Annotated in this window: 16 protein-coding genes and 2 pseudogenes; 9 read left to right on the top strand and 9 right to left on the bottom strand. The window is 71.5% G+C overall.

The window, feature by feature from the left end:
• The first annotated feature begins 82 nt into the window (after positions 1-82).
• Complete coding sequence (locus ACWZEH_RS33425; protein WP_456194798.1) at positions 83-1336, top strand: PP2C family protein-serine/threonine phosphatase; 1254 nt, start codon at positions 83-85, stop codon at positions 1334-1336.
• A 488-nt stretch (positions 1337-1824) separates the two neighbouring features.
• Positions 1825-2595, top strand: coding sequence for a YqjF family protein (locus ACWZEH_RS33420; RefSeq protein ID WP_456194797.1), 771 nt, complete (start codon positions 1825-1827; stop codon positions 2593-2595).
• 33 nt (positions 2596-2628) lie between these two features.
• Here ACWZEH_RS33420 and ACWZEH_RS33415 read toward each other — a convergent pair whose 3' ends face one another.
• On the bottom strand, positions 2629-2829 hold the full coding sequence (locus ACWZEH_RS33415) for a DUF2191 domain-containing protein (protein WP_456194796.1): 201 nt from the start codon (positions 2827-2829) through the stop codon (positions 2629-2631).
• On the opposite strand from ACWZEH_RS33415, the pseudogene ACWZEH_RS33410 reads away from it, so the two are divergent.
• Positions 2780-3454: pseudogene (locus ACWZEH_RS33410) on the top strand (glycoside hydrolase domain-containing protein); the annotation flags it as partial. The gene ACWZEH_RS33415 and the pseudogene ACWZEH_RS33410 sit on opposite strands and share 50 nt — an antisense overlap.
• Positions 3455-3539: 85 nt before the next feature.
• The gene (locus tag ACWZEH_RS33405; RefSeq protein WP_456194795.1) at positions 3540-3896 is read left to right on the top strand and encodes a glycoside hydrolase domain-containing protein; all 357 of its coding nucleotides are present in this window, start codon (positions 3540-3542) and stop codon (positions 3894-3896) included.
• 243 nt (positions 3897-4139) lie between these two features.
• On the opposite strand, the gene ACWZEH_RS33400 is transcribed toward ACWZEH_RS33405, so the two are convergent.
• Positions 4140-4337, bottom strand: a complete 198-nt coding sequence (locus ACWZEH_RS33400; RefSeq protein WP_456194794.1) for a hypothetical protein — start codon at positions 4335-4337, stop codon at positions 4140-4142.
• Between ACWZEH_RS33400 and ACWZEH_RS33395 the strand changes: the two are divergent.
• Positions 4332-4544 (top strand): annotated as a pseudogene (locus ACWZEH_RS33395) (hypothetical protein); the annotation flags it as partial. The gene ACWZEH_RS33400 and the pseudogene ACWZEH_RS33395 overlap by 6 nt on opposite strands.
• A 91-nt stretch (positions 4545-4635) precedes the next feature.
• On the opposite strand, the gene ACWZEH_RS33390 reads toward ACWZEH_RS33395, so the two are convergent.
• Positions 4636-4815 (bottom strand): hypothetical protein, encoded by a 180-nt coding sequence (locus ACWZEH_RS33390; protein ID WP_456200036.1) that lies wholly within the window; start codon positions 4813-4815, stop codon positions 4636-4638.
• A 666-nt stretch (positions 4816-5481) separates the two neighbouring features.
• Here ACWZEH_RS33390 and ACWZEH_RS33385 point away from each other — a divergent pair.
• Positions 5482-6144, top strand: coding sequence for a CBS domain-containing protein (locus ACWZEH_RS33385; RefSeq protein ID WP_456194793.1), 663 nt, complete (start codon positions 5482-5484; stop codon positions 6142-6144).
• 102 nt (positions 6145-6246) lie between these two features.
• On the opposite strand, the gene ACWZEH_RS33380 is transcribed toward ACWZEH_RS33385, so the two are convergent.
• The 4 genes from ACWZEH_RS33380 to ACWZEH_RS33365 are packed head-to-tail and all read right to left on the bottom strand — an operon-like array spanning position 6247 to position 10722.
• Positions 6247-7623, bottom strand: a complete 1377-nt coding sequence (locus ACWZEH_RS33380) for a GH1 family beta-glucosidase (protein WP_456199963.1) — start codon at positions 7621-7623, stop codon at positions 6247-6249.
• Positions 7624-7655: 32 nt separating this feature from the next.
• Positions 7656-8498: a carbohydrate ABC transporter permease gene (locus tag ACWZEH_RS33375; RefSeq protein WP_456194792.1), complete on the bottom strand. Its 843-nt coding sequence runs from the start codon at positions 8496-8498 to the stop codon at positions 7656-7658.
• Between the two features lie 5 nt (positions 8499-8503).
• Complete coding sequence (locus tag ACWZEH_RS33370) at positions 8504-9451, bottom strand: carbohydrate ABC transporter permease (RefSeq protein ID WP_456194791.1); 948 nt, start codon at positions 9449-9451, stop codon at positions 8504-8506.
• Between the two features lie 11 nt (positions 9452-9462).
• Positions 9463-10722, bottom strand: a complete 1260-nt coding sequence (locus tag ACWZEH_RS33365) for an ABC transporter substrate-binding protein (protein WP_456194790.1) — start codon at positions 10720-10722, stop codon at positions 9463-9465.
• Between the two features lie 328 nt (positions 10723-11050).
• Here ACWZEH_RS33365 and yicI point away from each other — a divergent pair, with 328 nt between their 5' ends.
• Complete coding sequence (gene yicI, locus ACWZEH_RS33360; RefSeq protein ID WP_456194789.1) at positions 11051-13324, top strand: alpha-xylosidase; 2274 nt, start codon at positions 11051-11053, stop codon at positions 13322-13324.
• A 472-nt stretch (positions 13325-13796) separates the two neighbouring features.
• Here yicI and ACWZEH_RS33355 read toward each other — a convergent pair whose 3' ends face one another.
• Together ACWZEH_RS33355 and ACWZEH_RS33350 are read right to left on the bottom strand one after the other, a co-directional pair.
• On the bottom strand, positions 13797-14585 hold the full coding sequence (locus ACWZEH_RS33355) for an SAM-dependent methyltransferase (protein WP_456194788.1): 789 nt from the start codon (positions 14583-14585) through the stop codon (positions 13797-13799).
• A gap of 101 nt (positions 14586-14686) precedes the next feature.
• The gene (locus ACWZEH_RS33350) at positions 14687-15694 is read right to left on the bottom strand and encodes a LacI family DNA-binding transcriptional regulator (protein WP_456199962.1); all 1008 of its coding nucleotides are present in this window, start codon (positions 15692-15694) and stop codon (positions 14687-14689) included.
• A 370-nt stretch (positions 15695-16064) separates the two neighbouring features.
• Between ACWZEH_RS33350 and ACWZEH_RS33345 the strand changes: the two genes are divergently transcribed.
• Positions 16065-16991, top strand: a complete 927-nt coding sequence (locus ACWZEH_RS33345; RefSeq protein WP_456194787.1) for a carbohydrate ABC transporter permease — start codon at positions 16065-16067, stop codon at positions 16989-16991.
• Positions 16992-16998: 7 nt separating this feature from the next.
• Positions 16999-17949 (top strand): carbohydrate ABC transporter permease, encoded by a 951-nt coding sequence (locus ACWZEH_RS33340; protein WP_456194786.1) that lies wholly within the window; start codon positions 16999-17001, stop codon positions 17947-17949.
• Positions 17950-17954: the final 5 nt, after the last annotated feature.

The following is a 17954-nucleotide window of genomic DNA, read 5'->3' as shown; positions in this document are numbered from 1 at the left end:
CGATGCCCGGCACACACCCATTTTCCTGGACAAGCAGGACATCCAGGAACGCGCCGTGCACAGTGAGGATTGCTGACGACACATGAGTCACGCCCGACAGCACCGTGGCGACCACCCGACCCGGGCACTCGCGCACTGGGCCGCCGGTACGCCCGTACTGCCCTTACTGCTGCTCTGCGTCATCACGGTCATCGACCTGGCCGGCGGTGCCGGCCTGGTCTGGCTGCCCCTGTTCGCCGCCGGACCGGCGCTGGCGGCCGCCACCTGCGGATGGCGCGGAGTCGTCGGGGTCGGTCTCCTCGCCACGCTGCTGAGCGTCGTGCTCGGGGTCAGGGACGGGGTGACCGGCGGAAACCTGGTAGCCGTACTGGCCGTACTGGCGAGCGTCACCCTGGCCAGCAGCCTGGCCGGGGCGGTGCGCGCACGCCGGGAGCGTGTCCTCGCGGCCGTCCGCTCCGTCGCCGAGACCGCACAGCACGCCCTTCTCCGACCGCCGCCGGCCACCGTCGGCCCCTTCCAGGTGGCCGTCCACTACAGTGCCGCCGCCGCGGAGGCCCGGATCGGCGGGGACCTCTACGCCCTGATTCCCACCCCCTACGGGGTGCGGCTGATCGTCGGCGACGTCCGCGGCAAGGGTCTGCCGGCCGTGGGGACCGCGGCTCTCGTCCTCGGCGTCTTCCGCGAGGCGGCCTGCGACGAGCCCGATCTGCTGGACGTCGTCGGCAGGATCGAGCGGAGTCTGGCCCGCAACCTCGGCAACGACGACTTCGTCACCGCCGTGGTCGCCGGGTACCCGGAGCCCGGACGTCTGGAGCTGGTGAACTGCGGGCACGCGCCTCCGCTGCTGGTCCGGGGAGCCGGCGTGACGACGGTGGAGTCCGCTCAGCCGGCGCCCCCGCTGGGGCTGCGCGCCCTGGCCGGTGAGCCCCCCGGCCTCCAGGTGCTGTCCTTCGGCGACGGGGACCAGCTGCTGCTCTACACCGATGGGGTCACCGAGGCCCGCGACGCCGACCGCGCGTTCTACCCGCTCGCCGAGGGGTTTGCCCGGCATCTGTACGACGATCCGGCGCGCACCGTCGCGGCTCTGCACGAGGAACTGCTGACGCATGTGGGCGGCAGGCTGCACGACGACGCGGCGCTCCTCCTGCTGCGCAAGCCCGGCGTCCCCGCGTCCGCCGTCCCCGGCTCCCCCGTGTGCGGGACGGCGGCCGTCGGGACGGCGGAGCCGGCTCCGGCCGTCACCGGACCGTCCGCCCCGGCTCCGGCGTCCGCCCCGGCGGCGGGGCTCGGCGCCGGCACACCCGACGGCACCGGCGAACGAAGGAGCGCCGCCTGAGAGCCGGACAGCACACACCGGCCGCCCTGAGGTACCGCACCACGTGCCTGCGCCGCGCCGTCCGGCCCCGCCCAGGACTCCGGCCGGACAGGGCCGGGCCGTGTGCACCGGCTGCGCGTCGCCCGTGTGACGGCGGACGATCCGGCCACCGACGCGGCGGTCATCAGGGAACAGGCGGGCAAGGCCGGTCGTCGACGAGGGGTTCCGGCTGCGGGGGGCGGGGCCGTCGGCCGCGCGGCACTGGCCGGGTCGGCGAGGAACCGGGCGCTCCGCCACTGGAAACAGTGCGAGCCGGATCGGACGGCGCCCGGCGGTGGAGCACCGGTGCCGGGGCCCCGGCCGCCGGATGTCCCGCCGTGCCCGCCGTCCGGGCCGGTGCCGGTGAACCGCCGGCCCCCGCGAGTCGGTCGTACGTCTCGAGTCGCGCGTCACCCGGGGCGGCAGCCCCCGACACCGTGCTCCTGCGAAATACTTGGGATACTGCTGCGATGTCGCCGACCCCGCCCCCGGTGCCCCCGGAACCCATAACCGCCGATCCTCCGAAAGCGATCGCGCGTCCGCTGCTCACCCAGTCGTGGCTCGACCTGACCTTTCTCCACTGGGCCGCGGACCCGGCCGACGTGGCGCCTCTGCTGCCGCCCGGCACCGTGCCCGACACCCTGGACGGCGTCACCTACGTCGGGCTGGTCGCCTTCCGGATGCACCGGGTCGGCTGGCTGCGCCTGCCCGGCATCCCGTACCTCGGAACCTTCCCGGAGACCAACGTCCGCCTCTACTCGGTGGACGAGCACGGGCGCCGGGGCGTGGTCTTCCTCTCCCTGGACGCCTCCCGGCTGCTTCCCGTGACGGTTGCCCGGATCGGCTTCCGAATGCCCTATCTGTGGTCCCGTATGGCCGTGAGGCGCAGCGGCGACACCGTCACGTACACCAGCTCGCGACGCTGGCCCGGCCCCCGCGGTGCCCGCAGCCGCGTCACCGTGCGAGTCGGTGAGCGGATCGGGGAACCCACCGGGCTGGAGCACTTCCTGACCGCCCGCTGGGGCCTGCACGGCGCCTTCTTCGGCCGGTCGATGTACCTGCCCAACACCCATCCGCGCTGGTCCCTGCACCGCGCCGAGGTGGTCGAGTGCGAGGAGGACCTGGTGACGGCGGCGGGCCTGCCGAAGCCGGCCGGCAACCCCGTGAGCGTCCTCTACTCGCCGGGCGTCCCCGCCCGCTTCGGCCGCCCCGCCCGCCCGGCGGGCATCCGGACCCCGTAACGGCCCGGACCCCCCGTGGCCCCGCCCGCGCGCTCAGCCCTGAGGTTCCTGCGGCCGGACATCCACCTCACGCAGGTTCTGGTCCTTGCGTTCGGTGCGGGTCTCCGTGCGGTGGCCGCGGGCGATGTAGTCCCGCACCACGGCCTCGACGGCGTCCTGGGGCGACCCGACTCCGGCCAGCACCATGACTTCCACGACCAGTTCGGCGTCGAGCGTGACGGTGACCTTGGCCATGAGCTACCCCTGTCGGCATCATCGGGCTGCGCGTCGGCCCGGATCACCGCACCCTACAGGGGGCCGCGTCGCCGTACCCACCGGGCACGTGCACTCGCCCCCTGCGCACACACGCCGCTTCTCCCCGCATTCATCCGGTCTTTCCCGGGGTCTTCCCCAGGCGCTGAACCGGCCCGGTGAAGTCCACACAGGACCTGCCGCCGACGCGACGCTGCGGCGGCACCCCTACCGGTACGCGACGGCCGGTTTCATCGAGAACCGCGAGAGAGACTTCGCGACGTCGAAGACGCTCGAGCGCACCGTCGACGACTTCGGCATCGCCGGGCTCGCCGGGCGGCCGGGCGGCAAGGCGACGTACGACCGGTACATGGCGCGGGCGCAGAACTGGCACAACGTCTTCGACGACGCCGGTGACCACATCCGGCCCCGGGAGCGGACGGGGCTCGACCGCGGCTTCGGCCTGGGGCAGCGGAGCGACCAGTTCGAGCAGGCCACCGGCTACCGGTGCGGCTGGACGGTGCCGCACAACGTGGGCGGGCTCATCGAGAAGCGCGGCGGCGTCGAGGCCACCACCAGGGCCCCGGACGACCACATCCGCTCCCTCGACGCGGACGTCCACAACACCTCGGGGTCGTGTCCGAGCAACCAGCCCGGTTTCACGATGCCGTTCGTCCACAACTGGCTGTGGCCGGCCGCACCGTACCGCGGACGTGCCGCGGCGGGCCGTGGACGAGATGTACGACACGGGTCCGCAGGATCTGCCGGGCGACGACGACCTCGGCTCGCTGAACAGTCGGCACGTCCGGGCCGGCATCGGTCCCTTCCCCGCCGTTCCGGGCACCTCCGGACTGGTCGTCAGCGGGCCCATGTTCGACCGGGTCACCATCGACAGCGCCGACAGCAGGCGGAGGATCACGCTGAAGTCGCCCGGTGGCGACGAGGCGCGCTACGTGACCTCGCTGAAGGTGAACGGCCGGGCCACCACCCGGAACAACACCGGCACCACCCCGGACGGACGGGGCAACCTCGGCTCGCTCGGCCTGAGCGGCAACTCGCTGTCGCGGTAGCGGCCGGGGCTGCGCCGGGAGTCACGCTGCCGCTCGGTGACACGGGCGTCGGGTTCCCCGGGCCCGGCACCGGGCCCGGGGAACCCGGCAACTGGATTCCGCACGGCCGGAACATCGCTCTGGGCGGCGTCGTGGCCATCGGTGTCTCTCCTTCCTCGGTCCGGCCGCCAACGGCCCGACGCAGGGCACCGCGGTCGTCGAGTACACCGACGGCTCCACACAGTCGGTGCCGGTGCAGTCCGCCTACTGGACGCCGGAAGCGAACCACCGGTTCGGCAACGAGCCCGTGGTGGCCACCACGGGACGCAACCGGGCCTCGGGCTGTCTCGACACCCTGGAGACCAGCCAGGGTCTTCGCCACGCGGCCCCGGTTGGCCGGATCCGGCCGAACGGGTCGCCGCCGTCGTACTGCCGCAGGGCAGCGACCGCGGTGTCATGCATGTGTTCGACATCGCGCTCACCGACAAGCCGGACCTGGAGGTTCGGGGTGCGGCTCCGGAGCGCATCGTCCTGACGCCGGCCGAGAGGCCTCAGACCTCACAGGCCGTCACCTGGAGTACGGCCGCCGCCCTCACCTCGGGCGAGGTGCGGATCCGTGAGGCGGGCGGCGGACAGTGGCGGACCGTCCGTGCGCGCGCCGACGAGGAGCTGACCGCCGGCGACGAGCAGGTGCGGACGCATTCCGCGGTCCTCGACGGCCTGCCCCCGGCACCGAGTACGCGTACCGGGTGGGCACGGGCTACCGGTTCAGCCCCGCCCACCGGTTCACGACGGCGCGCCCCGCGGGCGAGGAGTCCACCTTCCTCTGCTTCGGCGACGCGCAGAACGAGCTGTCGTCGAAGTGGGCACCGGCGGTGGAGCAGGCCTGCGAGCGCCATCCGGACGCCGTGGGCAGCGTGAACGCGGGTGGCCTGGTCAACACCTCGGGCAACGACAGCGAGTGGCGCGAGTGGCGCGGCGCGATGGACGGCTGCAGCCGGACGCCGAACGTCCTCGCCGCGCCCGGCGTGACGACCGGTCCCGTCTACACGGTGGCCGTCCCGGGACCGAAGTACTACGAACTCGCCCCCGAGGACGACAACGTGGGGACCCGCAACGGCGCGACGCAGGTGGCCCGCGCCGGTCACACCCCCACCTTCCAGGGGATCAGGGCACGCAGGACCGGCTCGGCTGCGAGGCCGTCGTCGCGGCCGGGTGGGACGACCGGTCGACGACCGGCAAGGGGGTGGGCGAGGTGCCGGACTCGTCCACCTCACCGAGTACGACGACGGCATCACACACGTGACGGAGAAGGGGGTCGGGGTGCCGTCCGCGCCGTGGACCGGCCGCTGAGGCACGGCCATGGGCGTCGGCCCGTGGTTTCGTCCGGCTCCGTCCGGGTGGGCACGGGCCGCTGCCGTGCCGGGGCCCTGGCGGACCCGGCGGCCTCACAGGGTCGGGGGAAAGGGAGTCCCACAGGTCCGGAACGCGATCCTCCTGTTCCCGTTCGGTGCTCCCGACCGGCGATGATGGCGGTGACGGCCGCGTGCGCACAGCGGTCGTCCGTCCGTCGGACCTGTGCCAGGAGCAGAGAGGAATTGCCACAATGAGCCACCAGAAGGTGCGCGATCTGATGAGTGACGCCGTCGTCCGTATCCAGGGCGGAACGCCGTTCAAGGAGATCGCGCACCTGCTGCTCGAGTACGACATCACCGCCGTCCCCGTGGTCGACGCCGAGGACCGTCCGGTGGGCGTGGTGTCGGAGGCGGATCTGCTGCACAAGATGTGGGGCCGTCAGGAGGGCGATGCCGGTGGGTCCGGTGGGGTGCCCCGGCCGGAGAAGGCGTGGGCCACCGACGCCGCCGGGCTGATGACGTCGCCCGCGCTGTGTGCCGCCGAGGACTGGAGCGTGGTGGACGCCGCCCGGATGATGGCGCTGCACGGGATCAAGCGGCTGCTGGTGGTCGATGCGGCGGGGCGGCTGAGGGGTGTGGTGAGCAGGAGCGACCTGCTGCGCGTCTTCGTGCGCGAGGACCGGGCGATCCGTACGGAGATCGTCGAGGACGTGCTGGTGCGGGCGCTCGGCGAGGCGCCCTCGGCGGTCGAGGTGAATGTGACCCACGGTCACGTCAGGCTCATCGGGCAGCTGTCGTCCCAGGCGATGGCCGAGGAACTCGAGGAGCTGTGCCGCAATGTCGACGGCGTCGTCGACGTGGAGTTCCGTACGGTGCCCGAGGCCGGCGCCGACGGCCCGGCGCAGGTGGGCTGAGCACCGGCGGGCCGAGCACGGGCGGACCGACCGCGGCACCGGAAGCCCGGGAAGGGGCCGTCCCCGCACGGGACGGCCCCGGTGCCCGTCGTGCGGGGCGGCTCAGGGGTGCTGTGCGGCGATCATCCGCCGGTACCAGTGGTAGCTGTCCTTCGGGATGCGCCGCTGGGTGTCGTAGTCGACGCGGACGATGCCGAAGCGCTTGCCGTAGCCGTAGGCCCACTCGAAGTTGTCGAGCAGGGACCAGACGTAGTAGCCGCGTACGTCGACGCCCCGGTCGATGGCGGTGCGCAGGGCGGCGAGGTGGTCGCGCAGGTAGGCCACGCGGTCGTGGTCGTGGACGGCGCCGTCGGCGACCCGGTCGTCCTCGGCGGAGCCGTTCTCGGTGATGTGGACGGGCGGCAGGGCGGCCCCGTACTGCTCCTTGAGGTCCACCAGCAGGTCGGTGAGGGTGTGGGGCACCACCGGCCAGCCCATCGCGGTGTGGCGGACACCGGGCGTCGGTACCTCCTCGTACCGGTTGTCGGTGGCCACGCGCCGGGCGGGGTCGCTCTCACGGTACGGGGCGTCGGCGACGGTGATGGGGCGGTAGTAGTTGATGCCGAGGAAGTCCAGCGGCTGCGAGATGAGGTCCAGGTCGCCGTCGCGGCGGAAGTCCTGGCCGGTGATCAGCTCGCCCCAGGTGTCCTGTTCGGTGCCGGGGTAGCGGCCGGCCAGGATGGGTTCGGTCCACGCCAGGTTGTGCAGGGTGTCGGCGCGGACCACGGCGGCCCGGTCGGCGGCGGAGTCGGTGGCGGGCAGGTGGTGGTCGAGGTTGAGGGTGATACCGGCCTCGCGCACACCGGCCGCCCTCAGCGCCTGTACGGCGCGGCCGTGGGCGACCAGCAGGTGGTGGGCGGCGGCCAGGGCGCCCCGGCCCTCGCGGGCGCCGGGGGCGTGGCGGCCGACGGAGTAGCCGAGGAAGGCGCTGCACCACGGTTCGTTGAGGGTGATCCAGCGCGGTACGCGGTCGCCGAGCCGGTCGGCGACGGCGGCGGTGTACTCGGCGAACCGCTCGGCGGTGTCGCGCACGCGCCAGCCGCCCCGGTCCTCGAGGGCCTGCGGGAGGTCCCAGTGGTAGAGGGTGGCGGCGGGTTCGATGCCGGCGGCCAGGAGTTCGTCGACCAGACGCTCGTAGAAGTCCAGGCCCTTGGGGTTCACCGGCCCGCTGCCGTCGGGCACCACGCGCGGCCAGGCGACGGAGAAGCGGTAGGAGCCGACGCCGAGGTCGCGCAGCAGGGCGACGTCCTCGGGGTAGCGGTGGTAGTGGTCGCAGGCGGTGTCCCCGGTGTCACCGCCCTCCACCAGGCCGGGGGTGTGGCTGTAGGTGTCCCAGATCGACGGGCCGCGGCCGTCCTCCCGGACCGCCCCCTCGATCTGGTAGGACGCGGTCGCCGCGCCGAGGACGAATCCGGGCGGGAAGCTCGGGAAGTCGGACATGCGCTGGGGGCCCTCCTCGGGACGTGCGGTGGTCACTTGACGGAGCCTCCGGTGATGCCGGCGGCGATGTACTTCTGGGCGAGGACGAGCAGGATCGCCGCGGGCACGGCGGAGAGCACGGACGCGGCCATCACCGAGCCCCAGTCACCGACGTGGGCGCCGATGTACTGATAGATGCCCAGGGTGATCGGTTTGACCTCGTCGGTGGTGTTCAGGGTGAGCGCGAACATGAAGTCGCTCCACGAGAACAGGAAGGCGAACAGGCCGGAGGTGATCAGGGCGTTGCGGCTCATCGGCAGCACCACGCGGACGAAGGTGCGCACCGGGCCGGCGCCGTCGATCTGCGCGGCCTCGATGACCTCGCCGGGGATGGACACCATGAAGGCGCGCATCAGCACGATGGAGAAGGGGATGCCGAGCGAGGCGTCGGCGAGCATGAGGCCGAAGTAGGAGTTGACCAGGCCGAGGTCGACGTAGGAGCTGTAGAGCGCGTTGGCGATGACGATGCCCGGGACCATCTGGGTGATGAGGGTGCCGAACACGATGGTGCGGGTGCCGCGCAGCCCGAAGCGGGCCAGACCGTAGGCGGCGGGGGCGGAGACGGCGAGGCAGATGGCGACGGCGCCGAGGGAGACGACCAGTGAGGTGAGCAGGTGTCCACCCTGGTCACTGACGGCCTTGGAGAATCCGGACAGGTCCAGGCTGCCGGGAACCGGGTCGACCTGGAGCAGTCCGGACTCGGGCTGGAGTGCCGTGTTGAGCATCCAGTAGAGCGGGAAGAGCATGACGCCCAGGACGAGCAGGCCCGCCACGGTGGAGCCCAGGCGGTGTCCCCGTACGCGTGGAGCGGCGGGGGCGGGTGTGTGAGCGGCCATGTCGGTCACTTCCCGTCGGTGCGGTTGGCCCGCAGGTAGAACACGGCGAACGCCGCGGAGATGAGGATGAGGACGTTGCCGACGACGGCGCCCGCTCCGAAGTCCAGCTGGACGAAGGAGTTCTGGTAAGTGAGCGTGCCCAGGGTCTGGGTGGCGTCGGCGGGGCCGCCGTCGGTGAGGGCCAGGATGAGGTCGAGGATCTTCACCGTCGACATGAAGCCGAGGACGAGGACGACCGTGATCACCGGCTTGAGCATGGGCAGGGTGACGGAGCGGAAGGCGCGCCAGGCCGAGGCACCGTCCAGGGAGGCCGCCTCGTACAGCTCTCTCGGTATCTCCTGGAGGCCGCCGTAGAGGATGACCATGTTGAACGGGATGCCGATCCAGATGTTGACCAGGATCACCGACAGCAGGGCCATCTCGGGGCTGGTCAGCCACGGAGTGTCGCCGCCGAGGCCGATGGCGCCCAGGAAGGTGTTGAGTACGCCGGTGTCCTGGTCGAGGATGCGGCGCCAGACGATGCCGGACACCACCATGGGCACCAGCCAGGGCAGCAGGATCAGGGACCGCAGGACGCCGTTCAGGGGGAACCTGCGGCTGAAGAAGACGGCGAGTGCGAGCCCGATGCAGAACTGGCCGAGCAGGGAGCCGGCGGTGAAGACGAGGGTGTGCCACAGGGCCTTGCCGAAGAGGGCGTCCTGGAGGACGGCCGACCAGTTGTCGGTGCCGTTGAAGGGCGCCTCTCCGGTGAAGAACGTCTTCGGCGTGTAGTGCTGGAAGCTCATCACGACGTTGCGGACGAGCGGATAGCCGAAGAAGAGCAGCATGAAGACGACGGCGGGGGCGACGAAGCCCCACTGGGCGAGCCGGCGCCTGCGGCGCAGCCGGGCCGGGTCCGGGGCGGCGGCCTTCCCGGGCGCCTGCGGCGCAGCGGTGACGGTGGACGTGGTCATGGGCGCGTACCTCAGTTCCCGCTCGTGGCGCGCTGCTGGGCGCGCTTCAGGGCGGCCTCGCTGGACTGGCCGGTCAGGGCGGACTGGAAGGCGCTCTGCAGCGCGAGGGAGGCGGAGGACCAGCCGGCGCCGAGCTTGCCGGTGCGGGAGCGGGCCTCGGCGACCTGGTCGGCCAGTGCGTCGAGTTCGGGCACGCGGTCGCGCCAGACGGCGGCAGCCTTCTCGTTGGCCGGGACCATCCAGCTGTTCAGGGCGTAGGTGAGCTGTTCCTTCTCGCCGGCGAGGCAGGCGACGATGCGACCGGCCGTCCTCTCGCGGTCCTCGTCACCGGTTTCCGGCACGGTGAGCACCGCGCCGCCCAGCGGGCCCACGGAGGTGTCTCCGGCCTGCGGGACGGGGATCTGCGCGAGGCCCCAGTCGAGGGACTCGTCGGTGTTGAGGGTCTCGACCTGCCACGGGCCGTTGATCATCATGGCGGCGTTGCCGGCCATGAACTGGTCGTTGACGTCGGCCTGGGTCCAGTTGACGGTGGACCTGGACAGCGAACCGTCCTGGAGCAGCGCCTTCCAGTAGTCGAGCGCCTCGACGACCTGCGGGCTGTCCAGCTCGGTCTCGTCGCCTCCGTTGGACCACATGAACGGGGTGAACTGGAAGACGCCGTCCTCGGCGCCGCCCGCGCTGAGCGCCAGGCCGTAGCGCCTGCCCTCGGTGAGCTGTTCCGCCGTGTCCCGCAGTTCGTCCCAGGTGGCGGGGACCTCGAGGCCGGCCCGGTCCAGGATGTCCTTGTTGTAGAAGAGGGCCAGGGTGTTCACGGAGCGGGCCGCGCCGTAGTACGTGCCCCGGTAGGAGCCGAACTCGACGATGCCCTCGGGGATGTCGTCGGTTTCGAGGCCGAGGGTGCGCAGGTCGACCAGTCCGCCCGCCTCGGCGAAGGTCGGCATCTCGGAGGCGTCGAACTGCACGATGTCCGGCAGTGACTTCGACGAGGCCATGCGCAGCGCCTTCGTCATCACCTGCGCGGCGGGGACGCTCTGCTGCTCGATGCGGATGCCGAGCTGCTTGCCGCAGCGGGCCATCGCCTCGGCGTCCCAGCGGTGGTAGGACTCGTCGGTCGAGGAGTTCATCACGGTGTACACGTCGCTGTCCCGTTGCTGTGCGCAGCCGGTGAGCGCAGCCCCGGTGACCAGGACGGCGACGGCGGCGAGGGACGTGACGGCTCTGCGCGGGCGGCGGGGCCCGCGCTGTGCGGCGACCGGGGGATGTGCTGTCACGGTGGGTGCCCTTGGGTGGGACCGGCTCGGCGTTCGCCGACCCGGCGGCTCGTGGGAGGGGTGGGCCGAGGGGAGTCCGAACCGGCGAAGCAACTGGTGAAGCGCTTCGACGATTAGGCGGTCCCGCTCGCGGGAAACTCCGTTCCGAGGTCGGGTGTAATTTGTTTTGCCTGATTACTAATACGTCAGCGGAAGCCGGTCGCGCTAGCCCCCCAGCGAGGAGATCTGCGCGCACCAGGTCGTGACAGGAACCCCTGAACCTGTCATAGTTCCTGGTCAAATACCGCTTCCCTCCCCGCCAACGCCCTCTCCCCCTCCGAGGAAGATCATGAAGTTCACCGACGGCTTCTGGCGCATCCGCGACGGCGTCCAGATCTCGTACGCCACCGAGGTACGCGAGGTGCGCCCCGAATCGAAGCGCTTCACCACGTACGCCTCCGTACGCAAGGTGGCACGGAGGGGCGACACCCTCAACGCGCCACTCGTCACGGTGGAGTGCTTCTCCCCCGCCGAGGGCGTCATCGGTGTCCGCGTCACCCATCACGCGGGCAAGCGGCAGCCGGGGCCCGACTTCGCCCTGGGCGGCGACGCCGAGGGCGCCGGGACGGTACGCCGGGACGGCCCGGTCACCGAACTGACCAGCGGCCCGCTGACGCTCCGCCTCGACGGGTCCGGCCCCTTCGCGCTCGCCTTCCACGACGCGGACGGGCGCGAGCTGACCCGTACGGACGCCAGGAACACGGCCTTCGTCACCACCGGGCACGGAGCACGGCACCACATGCTGACCCGGCTGGCGCTGGGTGTCGGGGAACAGGTCTACGGCCTCGGCGAGCGCTTCACCCCGTTCGTCAAGAACGGTCAGACGGTCGACGTGTGGCAGGCCGACGGCGGCACGAGCAGCGAGCAGTCCTACAAGAACATCCCGTTCTACCTGTCGTCCCGCGGCTACGGCGTCTTCGTCAACCATCCCGGTGCGGTGTCCTTCGAGGTCGGCTCGGAGTCGGTCGGCCAGGTGCAGTTCAGCGTCGAGGACCAGTCGCTGGAGTACTACGTCGTCGCCGGTCCCACCCCGAAGGACGTCCTCACCCGTTACACGGCCCTCACCGGCCGTCCCGCCCTGCCGCCCGCCTGGTCGTTCGGCCTGTGGCTCAGCACCTCGTTCACCACGTCGTACGACGAGGCGACGGTGACGTCGTTCGTGGACGGCATGGCCGAACGCGGCATTCCGCTCACGGTATTCCACTTCGACTGCTTCTGGATGCGTGAGTACCAGTGGTGCGACTTCCAGTGGGATCCCGACGTGTTCCCCGACCCGGACGGCATGCTGGCCCGGCTCAAGGAGAAGGGGCTGCGGATCAGCGCCTGGATCAACCCGTACATCGCCCAGAAATCGCCGCTCTTCGACGAGGCCGCCGCCCTCGGGCATCTGGTGCGCCGGGCCGACGGCGACGTGTGGCAGTGGGACCTGTGGCAGGCCGGCATGGGGCTGGTCGACTTCACCAGTCCCGAGGCGCGGGCCTGGTTCCAGTCGAAGCTGAAGCCCCTGCTCGACCAGGGCGTGGACTGTTTCAAGACGGACTTCGGCGAGCGCATCCCCACCGACGTTCTCTGGCACGACGGCTCGGACCCCGAGCGGATGCACAACTACTACACGCAACTCTACAACCGGACGGTGTTCGAGCTTCTGGAGAAGGAGCGCGGGCAGGGTGAGGCCGTGCTCTTCGCACGGTCCGCGACCGCGGGCGGGCAGCAGTTCCCGGTGCACTGGGGCGGCGACTGCTGGTCGTCCTTCGAGGCGATGGCAGAGTCACTGAGGGGCGGGCTGTCGCTGTCGCTGAGCGGGTTCGGTTTCTGGAGCCATGACATCGGCGGTTTCGAGGGCACGCCTGACCCCTCGGTGTTCAAGCGCTGGCTCGCCTTCGGCCTGCTGTCCTCGCACAGCCGGCTGCACGGCTCCACGTCGTACCGGGTGCCGTGGGAGTTCGGCGACGAGGCGGTGGACGTCGCCCGGCGGTTCACCCTGCTCAAGCACCGGCTGATGCCCTACCTGTACGGCGCCGCCGTCGAGGCGCACGACACCGGGGTGCCGATGATGCGGCCGATGGTGCTGGAGTTCTGGGACGACCCGTCATGCCGTCAGCTGGACCGTCAGTACATGCTGGGCCCCGACCTGCTGGTCGCCCCCGTGTTCGACACGGACGGGGAGGTGGAGGTCTACCTGCCGGAGGGCACCTGGACCCACCTGCTGAGCGGGGAGAAGGTCACCGGCCCGTGCTGGCGCACCGAGCGGCACGGCTACGACAGCCTGCCGCTGTATGCCCGGGAGGGCGCCGTGCTGCCGCTGGCCGGGGACGACACACGGCCCGACGGCGACTGGCTGGACGCGCCGGTGCTTCTCGTCCACCCTTCTGCCTCACCCGGCTACGAGGCCGAGGTCACCGTGCCCGACACCACGGGTGCGCGGGCGGCGGGCTTCCGGGTGGTGCGGGACGGCGACGTGCTGCGGGTCACCGCGTCGGGTACCGAGCGGCCGTTCACGGTGCGGGTCGCGGGCGGTGCCCAGGCCCGGGGGACGGGCGAGGTGACGGTGCCGCTGGGCTGACCGGGGCCGGGTTTGCGGCCTGCGGGAAGACTGTCGGCGGCCTCTGCCCGCCCGAGGGAGGTCCTCGGGCGGGCAGGACGGCCGCGGCGGTCCTGCGCCGGGGTGACGTCCGGGCGGCCGCGTGACGCGGCGAGCGCTGTGCGACCCGGCGGACGGGTGCGGGGCCGGGGCGCCGGAACTTTGGGGCTCCGCCCGCCCTGCGGAGCCGCGGGCACAGACGCGCCCGCGCGGCCCTCGGGCGGCGCGGGGCGGTCAGGAAGGCGGGGCCCGGCGGTGGCCTCACCACCGGCTGCCGGCACCCGGGGGGCGCCGCCTTCCAGTACGGACCCGGTGACCTGGTGGGCGAGGTCCCGGGCCGCGCCGCGTCCCACTGCCGGGTGGCTCACGCGTTCGGTCTGCGGCCGCCCGGCGGCCCCTGTCCGCGGCCGGACGCGGCACCGGACGGTGCCCGCGGGGCCGGGCGGCACGGAGGTCAGCAAAGCCGGGCGACGCCCGCGTAGATGCCGCTGTCCTCGGGTGCCGGGGCCGCGGTCTCCCGGAACCACTCCGTGGCCGTGACCAGGCCCGGCTCCACCAGGTCCAGGCCGTCGAAGAAGCGGGCGACTTCGGAGCGGGTGCGGAAGCCGAGGCGGATGCCGGCCCGGGCGTACTCGGCGGTGACCTGGGCTGCCAGTTCCGCGTGGCGGTCGGACGCCGCGTGCGACAGCACCAGGTAGCTGCCCGGGGGGAGCGCGGAGAGCAGCTCTCCCACAATGGCGCGGGGCTCCTGGTCGTCGGGGATGAAGTGCAGGAGGGCGATCAGGGACAGCGCGACCGGACGGCCGAAGTCGAGGACGGTCCGGGCGTGGTCGATGATCTCCCCGGGATTGCGCACATCGGCCTGGAAGTAGTCCGTGACACCCTCGGGACTGCTGATCAGCAGGGCCTCCGCGTGCCGCAGGACGATCGGGTCGTTGTCGGTGTAGACGACCCTCGCGGCCGGGGCGACCACCTGCACGATCTGGTGCAGGTTCGGCTCGGTGGGGATGCCGGTGCCGACGTCCAGGAACTGGTCGACGCCCTGCCCGGCGAGCCAGGCCGCGGCCCGGTGCATGAACCGGCGGTTCTGCCGGGCGGCGTCCCGCGCCTGGGGTGGCAGCTTCTCGCCGACGGCCTCGTCCACGGGGTAGTTGTCCTTACCGCCGAGCAACCAGTCGTAGACCCGCGCGGGGTGCGCCCTGCTGGTGTCGATCTGCGGAGGGCTGGACCTGCCGGCCGGCATGACGGACTCCGTCCCACGGTGGATCACTGCTGATGACGATCAGCGAGTCTCGCACATCAACATGCGAGCAGACAGGGCGAGTTGAGCCAGATCGGGCCGCCTCACCCACCCGCCCGCACCTTCTCCGCCGGCGGCGGTGCCGTACTGGCGCGCGTTACCAGGCGGGTCGGGACGAGGGTGGTCCCCCGCTCGGGACCGCCATGGCGCATCTTGCCGAGGACGGCCGCCACGCAGCGCCGTCCCACCTCGGCGAAGTCCTGGTGGACGGTGGTCAGCGGGGGCAGGAACGAGGACGCCTCGGGGATGTCGTCGAAGCCGATGACGCTGACGTCCTCGGGGACGCGCCGGCCGCGTTCGTGGAAGGCACGCAGCAGGCCGAGGGCCATCTGGTCGTTGGCCGCGAAGACGGCGGTGCACTCGTCGCGGGCTGCGAGTACGAGGCCCGCGCGGTAGCCGGACTCCGCGGACCAGTCGCCGCGGACCGGCTCCGGCGGGACGCGTCCGGCGTCGGCGAGGGCGGTGCGCCAGGCATCGGTGCGGCGCTGGGCGGCGAAGGAGTCCTCGGGTCCGGCCAGGTGCCACACCGTGCGGTGGCCGAGGTCGAGCAGATGGCGCACGGCGGTACGGGTGCCGCCGGCCTGGTCGGTGTCGACGACCGTGTAGTGGTCACCGGCGTCGGAGTCGACGACCACGACCTGGACGTGCGGGGGCAGTTGGATCGTCGCCGCGTCCAGCAGATGGACCTCCATGATGACGATCACCGCGTCGACGGCGAGCTCCTCCAACCGGGAGAACGCGCCGCGCACCTCGTCCTGGGTCGGTATCGCGACGGGCAACAGGGTCACCGCGTAGCCCTCGTGCGCGGCGGAGGTGGCGATCGCCTCCAGGGTACGCACGTTTCCGGTCGTGGCCAGCGAGAAGGTGATGACGCCGATGGTGCGGAACTCGCCGCGTTTGAGCGCGCGGGCCGCACTGTTGGGCCGGTAGCCGAGCTCCTGCATCGCGGCGAGCACCTGCCGACGAGTCTCCTCGTTCACCCCGGCGTAACCGTTGGACACGCGGGAGACCGTCTGGGACGAGACGCCGGCGAGGCGGGCCACGTCCGCCATGGAGGCCCGGGTGTGGCGGCCGCCCCCCCGCGGGCGGGGGCGCGGCGGGGCGTCGTCGGCCGGATCCCTGCCGGCCGCGGTCGCCTCGGGGACGAGGGCCCGTCCCGGCGTGCTGTCCACCGTCTCCACTCGCTTTCCAGCCGCCTTCCCGTCGCCGCCCGCCGCGTCAGGGTTTCCCGGAGGACCCTTGACCGTCGTCATCAGGGCAGTGTAGACATGCCGCCACCGAATGTTTACGTAAACATAACACCCCGCCGCATTTCTGCGGTGCTCGATGTTTGCGTAAACATCGGTTGCGGGGAGCACGGTTGCCGGCCCGGGGCAGGGCGCCGTGACCACCCGGCCCGAACGTGGACGAGCGAGGAACGACATGACAACGCTGCAACCGCCGGCGACCGCCGAGCCGCGGCCGGCACCGCCTCCGGCGAGACGGGACCGCCGCTCCTGGACGGGGTGGGGGTTCATCGGTCCCTTCGTAGTCGTGTTCGCCCTGGTCTTCCTGGCACCGATCGTGTATTCGATCCACCTGAGCCTCTTCCGCGACCAGCTCATCGGCGGCACCAGCTTCGTCGGACTCGACAACTACCAGCAGGCCCTGCAGGACGAACGGTTCTGGGCCGCGCTCGGCCGGGTCTCGCTCTTCCTGTGCGTCCAAGTGCCGATCATGCTCGGCATCGCCCTGCTGGTGGCGCTGGCGCTGGACAGCGGACGGCTCTACGGCAAGAGCTTCTTCCGCATCTCGATCTTCCTGCCGTACGCGGTGCCCGCCGTCGTCGCCACCCTGATGTGGGCCTTCATGTACGGCACCCGCTTCGGCCTGGTCGGCGACGTCAACGACGCCTTCGGTCTGTCGCTGCCCGACCCGCTCTCCCCCGGCCTGGTACTGGCCTCGATCGGCAACATCGTCACCTGGGAATTCGTCGGCTACAACATGCTGATCTTCTACGCGGCGCTGCGCGTGATCCCGCACTCCCTCTACGAGGCGGCCGAGATCGACGGCGCCGGGCAGATCCGCGTCATCACCGCCATCAAACTGCCCGCGATCCGCGGCGCCCTGGTCATCGCGACGATCTTCTCCGTCATCGGCAGCTTCCAGCTCTTCAACGAGCCCAGCGTCCTGCAGAAGCTGGCGCCCAACGCCATCACCACGGACTACACGCCGAACTACTACACGTACTCGCTGTCCTTCTCCGGCCAGCAGCACAACTACTCCGCGACGGTCGCCATCGTCATGGGGCTGATCACCATGGTCATCGCCTATGTCGTCCAGCTGCGCGGCATGCGCAAGGGAGTGTGAAGCAGCGATGACCACTACCGTCTCCCCCGCCTCCGCGGACCGGACCGGCTCCGCGCCCGGCGCCTTCGGTGCCGTACCCCGGCTGCGTACGCGCCGGCGCGGTTCCACGCCGGGGCGGCCCCGGCGCAGCGTGCTGCTGACCGTCCTCACCGGCCTGGTGCTGCTCTACAGCCTGGTGCCGCTGGTGTGGCTGGTCATCAGTGCCACCAAGACCCAGGAGGGACTGTCCCGTTCGTTCGGACTCTGGTTCGACGGTGACTTCGCCCTCTGGGACAACATCGCCGAGACGTTCACCTACGACGACGGCGTCTTCACCCGCTGGCTGCTGAACACCATGCTGTACGTGGGGCTCGGCGCGGGAGGCGCGACCCTCCTCGCCGTGCTCGGCGGCTACGCCCTGGCCAAGTTCGAGTTCCCCGGACGCCGGGCCGTCTTCGCCGTCGTCATCGGCGCCGTGGCCGTACCGGGTACGGCTCTGGCGGTGCCGACCTTCCTGATGTTCAGCAACATGGGGCTGACCAACACCCCGTGGGCGGTCGTCATCCCGTCGCTGATCTCGCCGTTCGGCCTGTATCTGATGTGGGTGTTCGCCAGTGAGGCCGTCCCGAACGAGCTCCTCGAGGCGGCTCGGATCGACGGCGCGGGTGAACTGCGCACCTTCTTCCTGGTGGTGCTTCCGCTGCTGGCGCCGGGCATCGTCACCGTCTCGCTGTTCACCATGGTCGCGACCTGGAACAACTACTTCCTGCCGCTGATCATGCTCAAGGACCCCGACTGGTACCCCCTCACCCTGGGCCTGCACAGCTGGAACGCCCAGGCCGAGACGGCCGGCGGGCAGCCCGTCTTCCACCTGGTCATCACCGGCTCGCTGATCACCATCGTTCCGCTGATCGCCGCGTTCCTGCTGCTGCAGAAGTACTGGCAGTCGGGGCTCGCCGCCGGAAGCGTCAAGGAATAGCGCCA

It is taken from the genome of Streptomyces yamdrokensis (genome assembly GCF_053890455.1).
This window is presented reverse-complemented; position numbering and strand designations above follow the sequence as displayed.